The following is a 17,896-nucleotide window of genomic DNA, read 5'->3' as shown; positions in this document are numbered from 1 at the left end:
TTTCTGCGGCATTACGCAAAAATCTTCAACAGTATGATGCATCGTCTATTCCTGGCGTGATTCCTCACCCCAGCACCAGTCCCACCGGGCAATGATCGCTGCCGAAGACCTCGTTGTGGATCGTCGCTTCCTTGATCTTCGGCGCGAGGCGGTCGGAAACGAGGAAGTAGTCGATGCGCCAGCCTGCATTCGTCTCACGCGCCTTGCGAAGATACGACCACCATGTATAGATGCCCGTCTTGTCGGGGTAGAGCGCGCGGAACGTGTCGGTGAAGCCCGCTTGGAGAAGCTCCGTCATCTTCTCGCGTTCCTCGTCGGTGAAGCCTGCATTCTTGCGGTTCGTCTTGGGATTCTTGAGGTCGATTTCCGTATGCGCCACATTGAGGTCGCCGCAAACGACGACGGGCTTCTTCGCATCAAGCGTCAAAAGATAGTCGCGGAACGCCTCCTCCCACGTCATGCGATAAGCGAGCCGCTCAAGGCCGCGCTGCGAATTCGGCGTGTAGACCGTCACGAAGTAGAGATCATCGAACTCCAGCGCGATGACGCGCCCCTCGTGATCGTGCTCTTCGATGCCGAGGCCGTAGCTGACGGAAAGCGGCTCGATGCGGCTGAAGACCGCCGTGCCCGAGTAGCCCTTCTTCTCCGCACTGTTCCAATACTGCTTGTAGCCCGTAAGCTCCAAGATTGCCTGCTCCGGCTGCATCTTCGTCTCCTGCACGCCGAAGACGTCGGCGTCGAGCGCCTTGAACGACTGCATGAAGCCCTTGCCGAGGCAAGCGCGCAGACCATTGACATTCCATGATACAAAACGCATGATATTTCCCCCTCAGCCCTGCACGGGATCGCCGACGAAGTAGAGATAGAGGACGACGATGATGCCGAGCACGATGCGATACCAGCCGAACGCCTTGAAATCGTTGTTCTTGATGTAGCGCAGCAGGAACTTGATCGAAAGGATCGACACGACGAATGCCGTCGCCATGCCCACTACGAGAATCAAGATCTCGCTGCCCGTGTAGTGCCAGCCAAACTTGACCATCTTCAAGAGACTCGCGCCGAACATGACGGGAATGGCGAGGAAGAACGTGAATTCCGCCGCCACATAGCGCGACGTGCCGAAGAGGATGCCGCCCAAGATCGTCGCGCCCGAGCGCGACGTGCCCGGCACGAGAGACAGCACCTGGAACAGGCCGATGATGAACGCCGTCTTGTAGTCGAGCCGCTCGATCTCGCGCACGCGCGGCGTGCGGCGCTTATTGTACGTCTCGACGACGAGGAACATGACGCCGTAGAAGATCAAGGTCGCCGCGACAACAGGCGCCGTCATGAAGTGCTCTTCCATGAACTTGTTGAACAAGAGTCCGATGACCGCCGCCGGCACGCAGGCAAGGATGACCTTGTACCAGAGCTGCCACGTATCGCGCTTCTCCCAGCTTGACTTCCAGCTTGAAAACGGGTTGAGCTTCTCAAAGTTCAGCACGACGACGGCAAGGATGGCGCCGAGCTGTATGACGACGAGGAACATGTCCATAAAGGACTTCGACACGTCGAGCTTGATAAATTCGTCGACGAGGATCATATGACCCGTACTGCTGATCGGCAGCCACTCCGTCAGACCTTCGACGATACCCAGGACAACCGTTTTCAAAAGCTCCATAATACTTAAATCCACACAGAATCCCCCTAATTCTCCCTACGAGATATTGAACGGGAACATTATACCACAGTTGCCGCGTCGTTGGAACAAAAAGGATTGCTCTTTCCATTCGCAAAATTGCGGAATCACTGCCCCCATGAATCCTTAAATTATAAAAGATAATAGATCTTATTTGTGAATCCGTACCATTTATGCTATAATGGGAGCGATGAATTTGCGGGCAAAGTTCCGCCCCTATATCGCAAAGGAGGATTTTTCATGCACAAGATGTTGAACCAGCTTCTTTCCGACCTCGTCGTCGAATATCACAAACTTCAGCACTACCACTGGTACGTCAAGGGTCCCGACTTCTTCCCCGTTCACGCGCAGTTGGAAAGCTACTACGACGGCGTGCGCGAAGACATCGATGCCATCGCCGAGAGCCTGCTGCAGATCAACCACGAGCCGCTGTCGTCCCTCAAAGACTTCCTCGCAACCGCGAAGATTGAAGAAGCGAAGCCCGGCTTCGTGACCTCGGACGAGATCCTCGCCGAAGTCGAGAAGGACTTCTCCTATATCTACGAGCAGGTGCGCAGCCTCAAGAAAGCTGCCGACGAGGCGAACCGCTACGTCACTTCCATGCTCATGGACGACCTCATCAAGAAATACGTCAAGTCGCTGTGGATGCTTCGTCAGGCGCGCATGAAGTAAGAGAAACCGCAGCATGAACAGTCAAAAATGGGCGATGCACGGATATGCATCGCCCATTTTTTCATTTCGTGCCACCCTTCAGGTCTTGAACTTGGCGGCCGCCGCATTGAGGTCGTGTGCCATATCGGAGAGACCGCGCGTACTTGCAGCGATCTCTTCTTACGCTTGCACGATCTTGCTGAAGTCAGCGACCTCGCGCAGGAGATCGTCGACGCCCTTCAAGAGGGCGAGGCGATTCTTGCGAATCTTCTCGTCGTCCGCCATGACCATGACGGCGTCAAAAAAGGCGTTGATCGGCTCGGCAAGATCCTTGAAATCGTCGATGGCGCCGACGAAGTCGTGCGCCTCGATGAGGCTCTCAGCTGCACTCCTAGCGGAAGCGTAGGCCTTCATCAGTTCCTTCTCCTCGTCCGTCTCGAAGAGCGCTGCATCGACGTGCGCTTCGCCCTTCTCCGCCTTCGCCGCGAGGTTCGCCACGCGCACGAAGGCCTGCACGGCGTCCGCCATGCCGGGCGCGGCAAGCTGATCTCTGACCGCCTTCGCCGCGAGCAGCACGCGGCGCACGTCGTCGACATTGCCGAGCACGGCGTCAGCGATGTCGTAGCGTATGCCTTCTTCGGCGAGCACGTTCTTGAGGCGCAGGCGCATGAAGTCAGCGACGTCCGCCTGCATCTTCTCGCGCACCGCCGCGTCCGTGATCTTGAGCAGATCCATCGTCCAGTCCACGAGGTCATGCAGGGATATGGCAACGCCCGCCTCGATGATGCTGTGCACCATGCCGAGCGCCTGGCGGCGCAGGGCAAAGGGATCTTGAGAACCCGTCGGAATCAGGCCGCGACTGAACGTCGCGACGATGTTGTCCATCTTGTCCGCGAGACTCACGACGAGTCCCGCACGCGTCTTTGGCTGCGCATCGCCCGCGAAGCGCGGCATGTAGTGCTCGTCAATCGCAAGAGCTACGTCCTCACCCTCGCCGTCGAGACGCGCGTACTCCTTGCCCATGACGCCCTGCAGCTCCGTAAACTCCGTGACCATTCCCGTCACGAGATCCGCCTTGGAAAGGAGCGCTGCACGCATCGCCGCTTTCTTCTCGGCATCATTCGCACCGATGGCATCAGCGATTTTTCCTGCGAGCTTTTCGAGACGCAGTGATTTATCGTAGACCGTGCCAAGCCCTTCCTGGAACACGACGGTCTTGAGCTTTTCCAAATGCTCCGCAAGGCTCTTCTTCCTGTCCTCGTCGAAGAAGAACTGCGCGTCGGCGAGGCGCGCGCGCAGCACGCGCTCGTTGCCGTGCTGCACCGTCTCAAGGTACTCTTTCCCGCCGTTTCGCACCGTGAGGAAGAGCGGCAGGAGCTTGCCGTCCGCCGACTTCACGGGGAAGTAGCGCTGATGGTCGCGCATCGGCGTGATGACGGCGTCAGGCGGCAGCGCGAGGTACTTGTCCTCGAAACTTCCCGCAAGCGCTGTCGGATACTCGACGAGGTAAAGCACCTCTTCGAGGAGATTCGGCGTGATTTCCGCCGTGCCACCATGCGCCTTCGCCGCTTCGACGAGGCCCTCCTCAATCAGAGCCTTGCGCCGCGCGGGATCGACGATGACGAAGGCCTTCTCGCACGCCTCCTCGTAATGCGCGGCATCCTCAATCGTGAAGTCGCCCGTGCTGAGGAAGCGATGGCCGCGCGATGTATTGCCGCTCTTGACACATGCAAGCTCGAAGGGCACGATCTGATCGCCGTAGAGCGCGACGAGCCAGCGCAGGGGACGGATGAAGCGGAAGTCGAGGTCACCCCAGCGCATGCTGTTCGGAAGCGGAAGACCTGAAATGAGATCGGGCAGCATCTTTGCCAGCACCTTTTCCGCACTCTCTCCCTTTTCCTCGACGAGCGCATAGACGTAGCCGTCACGCACGACGAGATCTTGCGCCTTCAATCCCTGTCCGCGCGCGAAGCCTTCCGCCGCCTTCGTCGGCTTGCCTGCCGCATCAAACGCCACCTGCACGGAGGGACCGCGCTTCTCCTCAGCGACGTCCTCCTGCTTTTCTGCGAGTCCTTCGACGACGAGCGCGAGACGGCGCGGCGTGCCGAGCGTCCGCACCGCGCCGTGCACGAGGCGCAGTTCCTTCAGAGCCTTCTTCGCGTTCTCGCCAAGCTCCTTGAGCATCCCGGGCATCGCATGTGCCGGAATTTCCTCCGTACCGATCTCCAACAACAAATCCTTGCTCATGCTTTCGCCCCCCTCTTCAGCATCGGATAGCCAAGTTCCTCGCGCTGCTTCAGATAGCACCGGGCGCAGAGGCGTGCGAGTTTGCGCACGCGCCCGATGAACGCCGTGCGCTCCGACACGCTGATCGCGCCGCGCGCGTCGAGCAGATTGAAGGCGTGTGAGCACTTCAAAACGTAATCGTAGGCGGGATGGACGCGCCCCAGTTCGATGATGCGCACGGCCTCCTTCTCGTACTTGTCAAAAAGATCGAAGAGAAGAGCCTCATCCGACAAGTCGAAGGAATACGCCGACTGCTCGACTTCGTTCTGATGGAAGACGTCGCCGTATGTATAATCCGCTGTCCACTGGATGTCGAAGACGTTCTCGACGCCCTGAATGTACATGGCAAGACGCTCCAGCCCATAGGTGATCTCTGAAGAGACGGGCTTGACGTCAACACTGCCGACCTGCTGGAAATAGGTGAACTGCGTGATCTCCATGCCGTCGAGCCAGACTTCCCAGCCAAGACCCCATGCGCCCAAGGTCGGCGACTCCCAGTTGTCCTCGACGAAGCGGATGTCGTGCTGCTTGGGATCGATGCCGAGGCTTTCAAGACTTTCGAGGTAAAGCTCCTGGATATTGTCGGGCGACGGCTTCATGATGACTTGGAACTGATGGTGCTGATACAGACGATTCGGATTGTCACCGTAGCGCCCGTCCGCCGGACGGCGCGAAGGCTCGACATAGGCGACGTTCCACGGCTCGGGTCCCAAGACGCGCAGGAAGGTCGCGGGATTCATCGTGCCCGCGCCCTTCTCCACGTCATACGGCTGCGCTAGGATGCAGCCTTGCTCGCTCCAGAACTTCTGCAGAGCGAGGATGATCTCCTGAAACTTCAAATCGAACAACTCCTTATCTCGCGAAACGGACAAAAAAACGCCCCGCCCCGCAACAAAAATGTCACAGGGACGAGACGTATCCCGCGGTTCCACCCTGATTGACGCCGCCGTGCAGCAAAGCATGCTGCGGCAAACGCCCACCTTGAATTTTATTGAACTGATGCTCCAAAGCGCCCGTCACTCCCAAGAACCGCGCAAGAATCGTGCGCCGCCCTGACGGTCTTCCACTGCCACCGTCTCGCTGTACGGAAGTTCCTTTTCTTCTTCATCGCATGTTTAGTTTAGCAAAGGACATGGCGGCTGTCAATGGAGGGACTATCATTTGTTTATCATACCCAGTTTTCCGCCTTGTTGGAATTTCAGCATCGCGGCCATTTGGCATGAAATCTTCCGTGAAGCCATTGACCCCTTTCATGAAGATCTCCCACTTTTCCTCTTCTGAGATGGACTTGTTTTCTTGACCGTCCATGCCGAGCTGCTGCAGCGCCAACCTTTTTAAAAGCTGCGGCACATTCGATCTCTTCGCACGCGCCGCCTTCACAAATTTTCTGCGCTCCATATTGTTAAGCGGAACATTCACCATACGCATAGCAGCCACCTCCCTACAAATGATTATATTTCATCCAATCGTATGCCGTCAAGGCAAACTGCACGTTCCAACGCCCGTTTCCCCACGCGCCGCCTTCCAGCCGAGCGCCGCCTGCCTCGCACGGATGAAATCGGCGTAGATGCCGCGCTCTTGCAAAAGTTCCTCATGCGTGCCGCGCTGCACAATCCTTCCCTCAGAGACGACGATAATCTGCCGCGCGTTCCGCACGGTGTTGAGCCGATGCGCGATCATGATGACCGTCTTGCCTTTCGTCAGCGATTCCATCGCCTTTTGCAGACGATCTTCGTTCTCGGGATCGACATTCGCCGTCGCCTCGTCGAAGATGATGATCGGCGCGTCCTTCAAGATGGCACGCGCAATGGAAATGCGCTGGCGCTCACCGCCCGAAAGGCTCGCGCCACCGTCTCCGATCACAGTATCGTAGCCCTCGGGCAGCGCCTCGATGAAGTCGTGGCAGCAGGCCTCGCGTGCAGCGGCGACAACTTCCTCGTGCGTTGCCGTCGGCTTGCCGAAGCGGATGTTGTTTTCTATCGTATCGCGGAAAAGATAGACGTTCTGGAAGACGATGCTGATCTGTCGCATCAAAGATTCGAGCGTGTAGTCGCGCACATCATGTCCGCCGACCTTGATGCTGCCGTCCGCCACATCCCAGAAGCGTGCGATGAGATGGCAGAGTGTCGTCTTGCCCGAGCCGCTCGGACCGACGATCGCCGTCAAGGCGCACTCAGGAATCGCCAATGAAACATCATCAAGAATCTTTCGCGTACCGTAGAAAAAGTCGACGTGTTCGAAGGAAACATCGTGATGCTCCGGCTCGATATCCGTGCCGCCCGAATCCATCTGCGGCAGATCCGCCGCCCGCTCCGCCTGCTCGATGGAGCTTGTCACAACGCGCAGGATCATCAGCATGCTTCCCGTAGACTCAATCTGCGAGAAAATCAGAAACGAGAGCACCAGTCCCATGAGAGCTGTCAGAAGATCCATCGTACCTGCCTCGTAAGAAAACAAGGCGACGAACATGATCAAGACGCTGAAGAGGCGCAGCGTCGTCTCCTGCGCGATGGCGTACGGCGTGAAGATCTTTTCGATGGCGAGATTCGCCGCACGGCTCTCATCAAGGGCTTCACGCACGCGCGCATCACCCTTGCCGCGCAGGTTGAACGCCTTGATGACGGGCATTCCCTCGATCTGCTCGAGAACCGCCTCGACCAGTTTCGCCTGCGCCTTCTGCCGCTTCGGCGCAAGGCTGCGCGACTTCTTTTCCACCGAGGAGGTCACGAGCAAGTAGCAGAGGACGCCGAGGATGAAGAGTACGCCGATGCGCCACTGCCAGAAAAGCAGCATGGGCATGAGGATCAGCGTATTCAAAAAGCCACTCAAAAGGGTGACCAAGAGGCGCGGCGCCGTGTTCTCCACATCGTTCAGAACCGTTGTCGCAACACCCGTAAGCTCACCTCTGCTGCTTTCGTCAAAATAGCCCATGGGAACCGTCTTGAGCTTGTCGCCGATGACGATGCGCTTTTGTGCCACCATGAAGTAGCCGGCATGGACGCGCTGCAGCTGCGAAAAATAATGGGCAACCGCCCTGCCCGTCACGCTCAATGCGAGCAGCCCCAGAGAAGAAAGCGCAGCCTCCGCCGTACCCCTTCCTTCGACCAAGGCCTGCAAGATGATGTAGATCGCCGTGATCTGCAAGATGTGAAAAAGCGCGTAAACGATGCCCAGAGCGAGCGACTTGTTGAGGTTTCCCCGCTCCTTTCCCGCAAAATGCCAAATCATCTTCAGCGCTTCAAGCATGGCAATCACCATCCTTTGCTCCGACATGCGCGTGCCACATCGCGCGATACGCTGTGCTCTTTTCAAGCAGCTCCTCGTGCGTGCCGCTCGCCGCAACCATGCCCGCTTCTATGAGGAAGATCTTGTCGGCGTCCGTAATCGTCGACAGCCGATGCGCGATGATGATGACCGTCTTCCCCGCGATGAGACGTGCGACCGCCCGCTGCAGGATCGCCTCGTTCTCAGGATCGACATAGGCAGTCGCCTCGTCGAGCACGACGATCGGCGCATCCTTCAAGACGGCGCGCGCGATGGCGATGCGCTGACGCTCGCCGCCCGATACATGACTGCCGCCCGTGCCGACGCGCGTGTCATAACCATGCGCAAGCCGCAGGATGAAGTCCTCGCATCCCGCAGCTCGCGCGGCGCGCTCGACCTCCTCGTCGGAGGCCTGCGGCCTGCCCATGCGAATGTTCTCACGAATGCTGTCGTCGAAGAGATAGGCATCCTGTGCAACGAAGGAAACGAGATCATAGAGCTGCGCGAGCGGAATATCCGTACTCTCCCTGCCGCCGATCTTCAAGCTGCCCGAATCTATATCCCAATATCCGGCAATCAGGCGTGCGAGCGTCGTCTTGCCGCTGCCGCTCTGTCCGACGAATGCGTTCAAGGTATGCGGTGCAAGCGCAAGGCTCACGCCGTGCAGCACTTCCTTGCCGTCTTGGTAGGAAAAGCGCACATCCGTAAGCTCGATGCCCGCATCGAAAAGCTCGACATCCGATGTGCCATGATGCTGCTCCTCCGCTCTCAGCAGCTTGTCAGCCGAAGCGACGACTGTCCCGACCTGCGACACCGTGTCAATGAACCCCAGGGCCTCGATCAACGGCCCTGCGACTCCCAGAGAAAGAATCACCGCCGTCACGAACACTTCCATGCTCATGTAGTCCTGCATGTAAAGAAGCCAGCCGCCGGGCAAAACCGTCAGCAGTGTCGTCGGCGCAATCGTCATCGCCAAGGAGATGGGAAATTGGCAGTCCTTCATCCACTGATAGAAATATGCGGCATTCGCCACGATGCTACGCGAAAACTTCTCGTAGGACGCCGCGCCCTGGTTGAACGCCTTGATGACCTCGATGCCGCCGATGTACTCGACGATAGCAGCATTCATCGTCTCCGTCGCCGCCACCGACGCCTCGAAGCGCTCCTTGTAATCGCGCATGGCAAAGCTCAGGCAGAAGAGCCCGACGGGGATGGAAACGATTGCCAGAATAGCCATGCGCCAATCAAGCACAAGCAGATAGCAGAAGATGCAGAAAGGGCCGACGAGATTCGCCGTCAGCTCGGGCAGAAGATGCGCGAGCGTGCGCTCCGTGCTCTCCACCTGATCGACGATGATATGCTTGACCTCGCCGACAGGCAGATCCGCGACCGTGCCGAGCGGCAGCTTCGGCAGCTTCTGCAGGATCTTCCAGCGAACTTCGCGCAGAATGGAGAACGCCGCCTTATGCGAGACGGAAAGCGCGTACGCATAGAGGATGCCGCGCAGAAGATAGCCGACAAACGCGGCGAAGCACAGCAGAAAAACCTCATCCCTTTGCAGCCCCCGTCCTGCCAGAAGCGCCGCGAGGAGTGACGATACGACGAAATACGGCACAAGTCCGCAGAGCACTGCCGTAACAGAAAGGAAAATCGAAAAGAGAAGCCTGCCGTGCTCCTCTTCATCCAACTCCCACAGACGCAGCAAAGCGCTTTTCGCATCCATGTCCGCACCTCCTCAATATTTTCCATTTGGATTCCATGATAAGTTTAGCGAATCTTTAGATAATGATATGTAAATCTATTATCAATGATAATCTATATCGTTATATCATACTTCGCACTGCAATTCAAGAATAAAGTTTTATTAACGCTTTTCTGCGACACAAAACAGCATCCGTCAAAGAAAAAAGGGCTGCCGCACAAATCGTGCGGCAGCCCTTTTCTTTGCAGCAAACCTCGCCTTACTTGCCGGCGAGCTTCTTGTAGCCTGCGAGCCTCATCTTGGCGTCGTTCTCCGTCTTCTCGAAAAGTGCGTCGGCAGCCTCGGGGAAGCTGCGCTTCAAGGAAGCATAGCGGACTTCGCCCTGCAGGAATTCCTGGAACTTGCTGAAATCCGGCTCCTTCGAATCGAGCGTGAACGGATTCTTGTCCGTGCCAACGAGCGTCGGGTTGAAGCGGTAGTTCGCCCAGTAACCGCAGGCGTTGGCGCGCTTGCCCTCTTCCTGGCTGCAGCCCATGCCAATGCGGATGCCATGGTTGATGCACGGCGCATAAGCGATGATGAGCGAAGGTCCTTTATAAGCCTCGGCTTCCTTGATCGCCTTCAAGACCTGGTTGTGGTCGGCGCCCATGTTGACCTGTGCGACGTAGACGTAGCCATAGGACATCGCCATCATGCCGAGATCCTTCTTCTTCGTCTTCTTGCCCGTCGCAGCGAACTCTGCAATCGCAGCCGCCGGCGTGGACTTCGAAGCCTGACCACCCGTGTTGGAGTAGACCTCCGTATCGAAAACGAAAACATTGACATCCTCGCCCGAAGCGAGCACATGATCGACGCCGCCGTAGCCGATATCGTAAGCCCAGCCGTCGCCGCCGAAGATCCACTGCGAACGCTTCACGAAGTAGTCGCGCTCATCGTAAATCTTGTTCAGAAGCTCGTCCGTGCCCTTCTCCTTTTCGAGAAGTTCCGTCAACTTGTCAGCGCGCTCGCGCGTGCCTTCGCCCTCGGCCATGTTGTCCTTCCAGTCCTTCAAAGCAGCCTGGAGATCTGCACTTCCCTTGCCGTCCGCAAGCGCCGCATCGACATCGGCCGCAATGCGGTCACGGATCGCACGAACGCCGAGGAACATGCCAAGACCGAACTCTGCATTGTCCTCGAAGAGGGAGTTCGCCCAAGCCGGGCCATAGCCCTTCTCGTTCTTCGTGTACGGCATCGCCGGTGCGCTGCCGCCCCAGATCGACGAGCAGCCCGTAGCATTCGAGATCATCATGCGATCGCCAAAGAGCTGCGTGAGGAGCTTCGCGTACGGCGTTTCGCCGCAGCCTGCGCAAGCGCCCGAGAATTCGAGCAGCGGCTTCTCAAACTGCGAGCCGATGACCGTATCCTTCTTCATCGGGTTCTTCTTCGGTGCGACCTTCGTCGCATCGACGCCATAGTCGAAGTAGACCTGCTTCGCCTTGAGATCGTCGTCGAGCGGCTTCATGTCGAGCGCCTTCGCCGGGCAGACCTGCGCGCAGTTGCCGCAGCCGAGGCAGTCCATCGTGGAGACGGCAATCGTGAAGTTGTAGTCCTTGATCGCCTTGGTCTTCTTCCACGGGAAGCCCTCCGGCGCCGCATCCTTCTCGGCGTCCGTCGTGAGCACGGGACGAATGGTCGCATGCGGGCAGACATAGGAGCACTGATTGCAACCGATGCACTTCTCGGCATTCCATACGGGAACATTGATCGCCGTGCCGCGCTTCTCGTAAGCCGCGCCGCCGACGGGGAACGTACCGTCGACCATTTCCTCAGCGAACTGCGAAACCTTGAGACGGTCGCCTTCCTGACGGTTCATGACGTTCTGAACGCCCGTGATGAACGCCGGAATATCATGCGCTTCTTCCTTCTCGTCCTCAGCATTCGCCCAGTCCGCAGGAACATTGACGCGATGCAGAGCCTCGATGCCCTTGTCGATGGCGCCGTTGTTCATGTCGACAATCTTCTGACCCTTCTTGCCGTACGATGTGACGACAGCATCCTTGAGGTACTTGACAGCCGTTTCAATCGGAATGATGTTCGCGAGCTTGAAGAACGCGGACTGCATGACCATGTTGAAGCGGCCGCCGAGGCCGAGCTCCTTGGCGATTTCCACAGCGTTGACCGTGTAGAACTCGATGTCGTTCTTCGCGATGTAGCGCTTCATGTAGGCGGGCAGGTGCTTCGAGAGATCCTCCTCGTTCCAGACCGTGTTGAGCAGGAACTTGCCGCCGCGCTTGAGGCCTGCGAGGAGATCGTACTTCGTCACGTACGACTGCTGCGAACACGAGATGAAGTTCGCGTTGTGAATGAGATACGGCGAATTGATCGGAGACTTGCCGAAGCGCAGATGCGACATCGTGATGCCGCCGGACTTCTTCGAGTCGTAGGCGAAATACGCCTGCGCATACATGTCGGTCTTGTCGCCGATGATCTTGATGGCGCTCTTGTTCGCGCCGACCGTGCCGTCCGAGCCAAGACCCCAGAACTTGCAGGCCGTCGTGCCTTCCGGCGTAAGATCGACGTCCTCGGGGTACTCAGCGAGCGACGTATGCGTGACATCGTCGTCGATGGCAATCGTGAAGCCATGCTTCGGATCGTCCTTCTTGAGTTCCTCGTAGACCGAGAGGACATGATCGGGCGTCGTGTCCTTGCCGCCGAGACCGTAGCGGCCGCCGACGATGACAGGGTTCATGTCGGAGTTGTAGAACGCCGCCTTGACATCGAGGTAGAGCGGCTCGCCGATCGCGCCCGGCTCCTTCGTGCGGTCGAGGACAGCGATCTTCTTGACCGTCTTCGGCAGATACTTGAAGAAATGCTCGAGCGAGAACGGACGATAGAGATGCACGGAAAGAAGGCCGACCTTTTCACCCTTGGAATTGAGATAATCCACGGCTTCGCCGGCCGTCTGACAGATCGAGCCCATGGCGATGATGATGCGCTCGGCATCCTTTGCACCATGATAGTCGAAGAGATGGTGCTCGCGTCCCGTGATCTTCGCGAGATCTGCCATGGCTTCCTCGACAAGCTCAGGCAGCGCTTCATAGTACTTGTTGGCGGCTTCCTGCGACTGGAAGTAGATATCCGGGTTCTGCGCCGTACCGCGGATGACCGGATGATTCGGGTTCAGTGCGCGTGCACGGAACTCCTTGACCGCATCCCAGTCGAGGAGTTTCGCAAGATCGTCAAAGTCGATGACTTCGATCTTCTGAATCTCATGCGACGTGCGGAAACCGTCGAAGAAGTTGATGAAAGGCACGCGGCCCTTGATGGCGACGAGATGCGCGACAGCGGCGAGATCCATGACCTCCTGCACGCTCGCCTCACACAGCATCGCACAGCCCGTCTGACGCGCTGCCATGACATCGCGCTGATCGCCGAAAATATTGAGGGAGGAAGTCGCCAGAGCACGGGCGCTCACATGGAAGACACCGGGAAGGAGCTCGCCGGCAATCTTGTAGAGGTTCGGGATCATCAGCAGAAAGCCCTGCGAAGCCGTGTACGTCGTCGTCAGAGCGCCTGCCTGCAAAGAGCCGTGCACAGCGCCTGCAGCGCCTGCCTCGGACTGCATCTCGATGACGCGCACCTTCTGACCGAAGATGTTCTTCGTTCCCTTCGCCGCCAGAGCGTCGACATGCTCCGCCATCGGCGAGGACGGCGTGATCGGGTAGATGGCGGCAACATCGGTGAATGCGTAGGAAATATATCCCGCAGCCGTGTTGCCGTCCATGGTCTTCATTTTTTTGCTCATGTTTTGAATTGCTCCCCTCTTTATAAAAAGATACAAAACACATAAATGTGGGTAATACCCGCTATGACCTATTATACACCGAACCATTCCTGTTGTAAATAAACAGCATGAGGAACAATTCGGAAAAATAGGAGAAAATCACAGATTTATTGACCTTGCGTCCGCCTCCCGATATAATAGAAACCATTATGAAAACTGCACCAAGACCGCCAAGAAAGCTAGGAGTGGAATCGCTTGCATCACCTTCGCCGCCTGAGGCCTCTCGTGCCCGCACTCATCGTCCCTCTGATCCTTTGGGCGACCGTCATCGAAAGTGATGAAGCGCTCTATGCCAAGGCGCCGCTTCGCGCCATAACGGAGACGTCCATGCTGCATCCCTTGTCCTTCTCCCCCATTCTCGTGTGGGAGAAGAACGTCAACGCCACGCACTACGAAATCGAATTCTTCCGCGAACAGCCTGCCATTTGCTATCCCGATACGGCGTCCTCCGAAGCCGTCTGGCGCTCCGATGACGTCTATGCAAGCAGTTACAACCCGCCGCTCTTCCTCTTCGCTGCCGATCTCTTGGGGCGCGCGCCGCTCTATTGGCGCGTGCGCGCCCTCGACTTCGACGGCACGCCCGTGTCGCTTTTCAGTGCCGTCATGACGCTCTACACGAGCGCCGCCGTCGCGCCGAGCGTCATGACCGTGCCTCTTCCCATCGCCTCTTCCGAAATCACGGCGCCTCTTCTCTATCCCGTCTACCATTGGGTGCGCCCTTATCGTGCGCATGCCTTCGAGGTCGCGCTCTACGCAGAAGATCCGCCGGAAAACCCCGACGCCGAGCCGATCGACACGATGACGACGCAGCTTTCTGAAATCTACGACCAGAAGCCCCGCATCACCCAAGGATTCTTCTACTGGCGCGTGCGCTCGCTCGACGAGGCGGGCGAACCCGCAAGCGACTGGTCTCCCGTGCTGAAGTTCCGCAACGACCCCAAGGACAACTGGGAAATCGCCGTCTTCGGCGACAGTATCAGCCACGGCGGCGGCCATATCTCCTACGGACCCGCCGACCACGAATTCAGCTGGCTCTCCTATCTCGACTTTCCCGCCATCAACCTCTCGATGAGCGGCGATACGAGCGAGACAATGCTCGAACGCTTCGAGGCGGACGTCCTGCCCTTCCATCCGCGCTACCTGCTCATCCTGAACGGCACGAACAGCCTGCGTGCGGGCGTCAGTGCCGCCGAGGTCATCGCCGACCTTGAAGAACTCAAGGCACGCTGCCTCGCAAACGGCATCCGCCCCATCTTCCTCACGCTGCCGCCGATCAACCCCGAGAACATCGCACGCGCCTTTGACGAGCCGACAGCGGATGACTGGCAGACGCAGTTCTCCCTCGTCAACGCCTTCCTGCGCACCGAGGTGCACATCGATGTGGCGGCGGCATTCTCCACCCATCCCCTGCTGCCGACGGAACTGGCTCTGGACGGACTGCACGAGGACGTGATCGGAAAGCAGCTCATCGCCCAGACGGTCAACCGCGCCTGGCCGGAAACGAAGCAGCAAGCTGACCGACTTCCCGCGCAGTAGGTTTTGGGGCGTGATGACAATATATTAAGGAGAATATATTGTATTTATCTCTCTTCCGATATAGAATAAGGAGTATAGATTCAAAACACACGGACATGCTCCGTTCCAAAAGAAAGGCGGTCATATTCATGCAGGCAATCGAAATCAAGAAAGGCATCTACTGGGTCGGCGCCATCGACTGGTCGATGCGCAGTTTTCACGGCTACGAGACGGGACGCGGTTCAAGCTACAATGCCTACCTCATCCTCGACGAGAAAATCACGCTGATCGACACGGTGAAAGAACCGTTCCGTGATGAGCTGATTTCACGCATCTCCTCCGTCATCGACCCCGCCAAGATCGACATCATCGTTTCAAACCATGTCGAGCCCGATCACTCCGGCTCTATCCCTGCGATGATGAAGCTTTGCCCCAAGGCGGAAATCTATACGAGCGATCCCAACGGCTTCAAGGGATTGACCGCCCACTACGGCGATCTTCCCTACCACGGCGTCAAGGCGGGTGACACACTGAGCCTCGGCAAGCGCACGCTCACGTTCGTGCCGACGCCCATGCTCCACTGGCCCGACAGCATGGTCACCTACTGCCCCGAAGAGAAGATTCTCTTCTCGAACGACGCTTTCGGTCAGCACCTTGCCGCTTCCAAGCTCTTCGACGATGAAGTGGACTGCGCCGTACTCATGGAAGAGGCGAAAAAGTACTATGCGAACATCCTCATGCTCTACGGACGCCAGGCGCAGACGGCCTTGAAAGCGCTCGCAGGGATCGACATCGAGATGATCGCCACAGGACACGGCCGACTCTGGCGCTCCCATATCCCCGACATTCTCGCCGCCTACCAGAAGTGGAGTACGGGCGAGCTGGAAGATAAGGCCGTCGTCGTCTTCGACTCCATGTGGCATTCGACGGAAAAGATGGCGCGCGCCATCGCCGAGGCCTTCGCTGAAAAGGGTCTGCCCACACAGTTCTATGACATCAAGAAGACGCATATGTCCGACATCGTCGTCGACGTCCTTACGAGCCGCTACCTCGCCGTCGGCTCGCCGACCATCAACAACCAGATGATGCCGCCGATCGCGGGCTTCCTCTGCTACCTCAAGGGACTCGCGCCGAAAGGACGCGAAGCCTTCGCCTTCGGCTCCTACGGCTGGGGCGGACAGAGCATCAAGCTCGTCGAGGACGAACTCAAGGCCGCCGGCTGCAACATCTGCCTCGACATGATCCGCATCGCGAACGTGCCGAGCAAAGAGCAGCTCGATGAAGTCCGCGAGAAGGTCAAAGGAATTGAGATAAAATAATGATAAAGAAAAACGCTGCTGAAAATGTTCGGCAGCGTTTTTCTTTATCTCACACAAAAGCAGTATGACTTTTGCTATATTTTTCCTCTTTATCGCCCGAGCATCGCGAGCATCGTGCCTGCGGCGACGGCGGTGCCGATGACGCCGGCTACGTTCGGTCCCATGGCGTGCATGAGGAGGAAGTTGCCGGGCCGTGACTTCGCGCCGACGACCTGGCTGACGCGCGCTGCCATCGGCACGGCGGAGACGCCGGCGGAGCCGATCAGCGGGTTGACCTTATGACCCGAGACGACGTACATGATCTTGCCGAAGATGACGCCGCCCGCCGTGCCGCCGATGAAAGCGACGAGGCCGAGCATGATGATGAGCAGCGTGTCGCGCGTGAGGAAGTGCTCCGCCGACATCGTCATGCCCGTGCCCGTGGCGAGGAAAATCGTGATAATGTTGCACAGTGAGTTCTGCGCCGTATCCGAAAGGCGGTCGGTGACGCCCGACTCACGGAAGAGGTTGCCGAGCATGAGCATGCCCAAAAGCGCTGCGATCGACGGCAGCAGCAAGCTGATGAAGATAGTCGCGACGAGCGGGAAGATGACCTTCTCGAACTTCGTGACGTCACGCAGCTGCTCCATGACGACCTCGCGCTCCTTCTTCGTCGTGAAAAGCTTCATGATGGGCGGCTGAATGAGCGGCACGAGCGACATGTAGGAGTACGCTGCGACAGCGATCGCCCCCAGGAGATTCGGCGCGAGCTTCGTCGCCAGATAGATGGACGTCGGTCCATCGGCGCCGCCGATGATGCCGATGGCGGCGGATTCCTCGACGGAGAAGCCGAAGACCATGGCGAGACCGAGAGCTACGAAGACGCCGATCTGCGCCGCCGCTCCCAAGAGAAGCGTGTTCGGATTGGCGATCAGAGGGCCGAAGTCCGTCATCGCGCCGATGCCGAGGAAGATCAGCGGCGGAAAGATTTCGTAGGTGATGCCAAAGTTGATCGCCTTCATGACGTTCATCTCTTCAGCGAAGAAGCCCGTCTCCGGGAAATTCGCCAAGATACAGCCGAAAGCGATCGGGCCAAGGAGCAGCGGCTCGAACTCCTTGGCAAAGGCCAGATAAAGAAGCACGAGTCCGACGAGAATCATGATGCCGTTGCCCATCGTGAAGTGGGAAAAGCCCGATCCTGCCCAGACGGCCTGCAGCGATACGATAAAAGCATTGAGGAATTCCATGATTTTGCCTCCTTTGCATCCGATGGTCTAGCGCAGGGCGCGGCCGGAGTTCTTCCAGCCATCGCGCGCCAGCGGGCGGATCGTGCGGATCGCGCCTGCCGAAAATCCCGCGAGCGTGACGGCCGCCGCAATCGCCGCGACAACCTCCGCCGAAAGGCCTTCCGGCTCGGGAGCGCACACAGGCTCCGGCGCGGCAATCGGTGCTGCTGCGGGAGCTGCGACGGAAACCGGCGTTTCCTTCTTGCGCGTCGGATCAACGGCATGGATCAGCCGAATCAGGAGACTCAGCGAGATCAGGACGATGAATACGACGGTCATGTTGATCAGCATGATGATCAAAGGATTCGTTGTTACTGGCTGTGACATACACTCACCTCATTCTTGATAGATGAAAATGCTGCGTCTTGCAAGGAAGTGTATCGTTTCCTTGCT

At 58.0% G+C, this 17,896-nt stretch carries 13 protein-coding genes; 3 read left to right on the top strand and 10 right to left on the bottom strand.

All coding sequences use genetic code 11. The features are described 5' to 3' along the window. Nucleotides 1-64: 64 nt before the first annotated feature. Both HMPREF1153_RS11095 and HMPREF1153_RS11090 read right to left on the bottom strand, forming a co-directional pair. On the bottom strand, nucleotides 65-817 hold the full coding sequence (locus HMPREF1153_RS11095; protein WP_009647042.1) for an exodeoxyribonuclease III: 753 nt from the start codon (nucleotides 815-817) through the stop codon (nucleotides 65-67). Between the two features lie 12 nt (nucleotides 818-829). Then, on the bottom strand, nucleotides 830-1,660 hold the full coding sequence (locus HMPREF1153_RS11090; protein ID WP_009647034.1) for an undecaprenyl-diphosphate phosphatase: 831 nt from the start codon (nucleotides 1,658-1,660) through the stop codon (nucleotides 830-832). 258 nt (nucleotides 1,661-1,918) lie between these two features. Between HMPREF1153_RS11090 and HMPREF1153_RS11085 the strand changes: the two genes are divergently transcribed. Then, nucleotides 1,919-2,350, top strand: coding sequence for a Dps family protein (locus HMPREF1153_RS11085; RefSeq protein ID WP_009647061.1), 432 nt, complete (start codon nucleotides 1,919-1,921; stop codon nucleotides 2,348-2,350). 159 nt (nucleotides 2,351-2,509) lie between these two features. On the opposite strand, the gene glyS is transcribed toward HMPREF1153_RS11085, so the two are convergent. From glyS to nifJ, 6 genes are all read right to left on the bottom strand, one after another. Then, a complete protein-coding gene (gene glyS / locus HMPREF1153_RS11080) occupies nucleotides 2,510-4,576 on the bottom strand; it encodes a glycine--tRNA ligase subunit beta (protein WP_009647030.1) in 2,067 nt (688 codons plus the stop codon). After that, a complete protein-coding gene (glyQ, locus tag HMPREF1153_RS11075) occupies nucleotides 4,573-5,454 on the bottom strand; it encodes a glycine--tRNA ligase subunit alpha (protein WP_009647039.1) in 882 nt (293 codons plus the stop codon). Before glyQ ends, glyS begins: the two co-directional genes overlap by 4 nt. Nucleotides 5,455-5,719: 265 nt before the next feature. Continuing rightward, nucleotides 5,720-6,043 carry a hypothetical protein gene (locus HMPREF1153_RS11070; protein WP_009647021.1) on the bottom strand — a complete coding sequence of 108 codons (324 nt, stop codon included), beginning with the start codon at nucleotides 6,041-6,043 and terminating at the stop codon, nucleotides 5,720-5,722. A 48-nt stretch (nucleotides 6,044-6,091) separates the two neighbouring features. Further along, nucleotides 6,092-7,861: an ABC transporter ATP-binding protein gene (locus HMPREF1153_RS11065; protein ID WP_009647060.1), complete on the bottom strand. Its 1,770-nt coding sequence runs from the start codon at nucleotides 7,859-7,861 to the stop codon at nucleotides 6,092-6,094. Continuing rightward, nucleotides 7,854-9,602, bottom strand: coding sequence for an ABC transporter ATP-binding protein (locus HMPREF1153_RS11060; RefSeq protein ID WP_009647032.1), 1,749 nt, complete (start codon nucleotides 9,600-9,602; stop codon nucleotides 7,854-7,856). Before HMPREF1153_RS11060 ends, HMPREF1153_RS11065 begins: the two co-directional genes overlap by 8 nt. Before the next feature lie 238 nt (nucleotides 9,603-9,840). Beyond that, nucleotides 9,841-13,365, bottom strand: coding sequence for a pyruvate:ferredoxin (flavodoxin) oxidoreductase (gene nifJ / locus HMPREF1153_RS11055; protein ID WP_009647029.1), 3,525 nt, complete (start codon nucleotides 13,363-13,365; stop codon nucleotides 9,841-9,843). Nucleotides 13,366-13,599: 234 nt separating this feature from the next. Between nifJ and HMPREF1153_RS11050 the strand changes: the two genes are divergently transcribed. Both HMPREF1153_RS11050 and HMPREF1153_RS11045 read left to right on the top strand, forming a co-directional pair. After that, complete coding sequence (locus tag HMPREF1153_RS11050; protein WP_009647059.1) at nucleotides 13,600-14,940, top strand: SGNH/GDSL hydrolase family protein; 1,341 nt, start codon at nucleotides 13,600-13,602, stop codon at nucleotides 14,938-14,940. Nucleotides 14,941-15,068: 128 nt separating this feature from the next. Further along, complete coding sequence (locus HMPREF1153_RS11045) at nucleotides 15,069-16,238, top strand: FprA family A-type flavoprotein (RefSeq protein ID WP_037370651.1); 1,170 nt, start codon at nucleotides 15,069-15,071, stop codon at nucleotides 16,236-16,238. An 89-nt stretch (nucleotides 16,239-16,327) separates the two neighbouring features. Here the strand turns inward: HMPREF1153_RS11045 and HMPREF1153_RS11040 are convergent, their stop codons facing one another. After that, entirely contained in the window at nucleotides 16,328-17,464 is a 1,137-nt protein-coding gene (locus tag HMPREF1153_RS11040; protein WP_009647038.1) for a sodium ion-translocating decarboxylase subunit beta, read from the bottom strand. Between the two features lie 27 nt (nucleotides 17,465-17,491). After that, complete coding sequence (locus tag HMPREF1153_RS11035; protein ID WP_009647052.1) at nucleotides 17,492-17,830, bottom strand: OadG family transporter subunit; 339 nt, start codon at nucleotides 17,828-17,830, stop codon at nucleotides 17,492-17,494. Between the last annotated feature and the right edge of the window lie 66 nt (nucleotides 17,831-17,896).

Source organism: Selenomonas sp. CM52 (genome assembly GCF_000292955.1).
Lineage (GTDB): Bacteria > Bacillota > Negativicutes > Selenomonadales > Selenomonadaceae > Selenomonas.
This window is presented reverse-complemented; position numbering and strand designations above follow the sequence as displayed.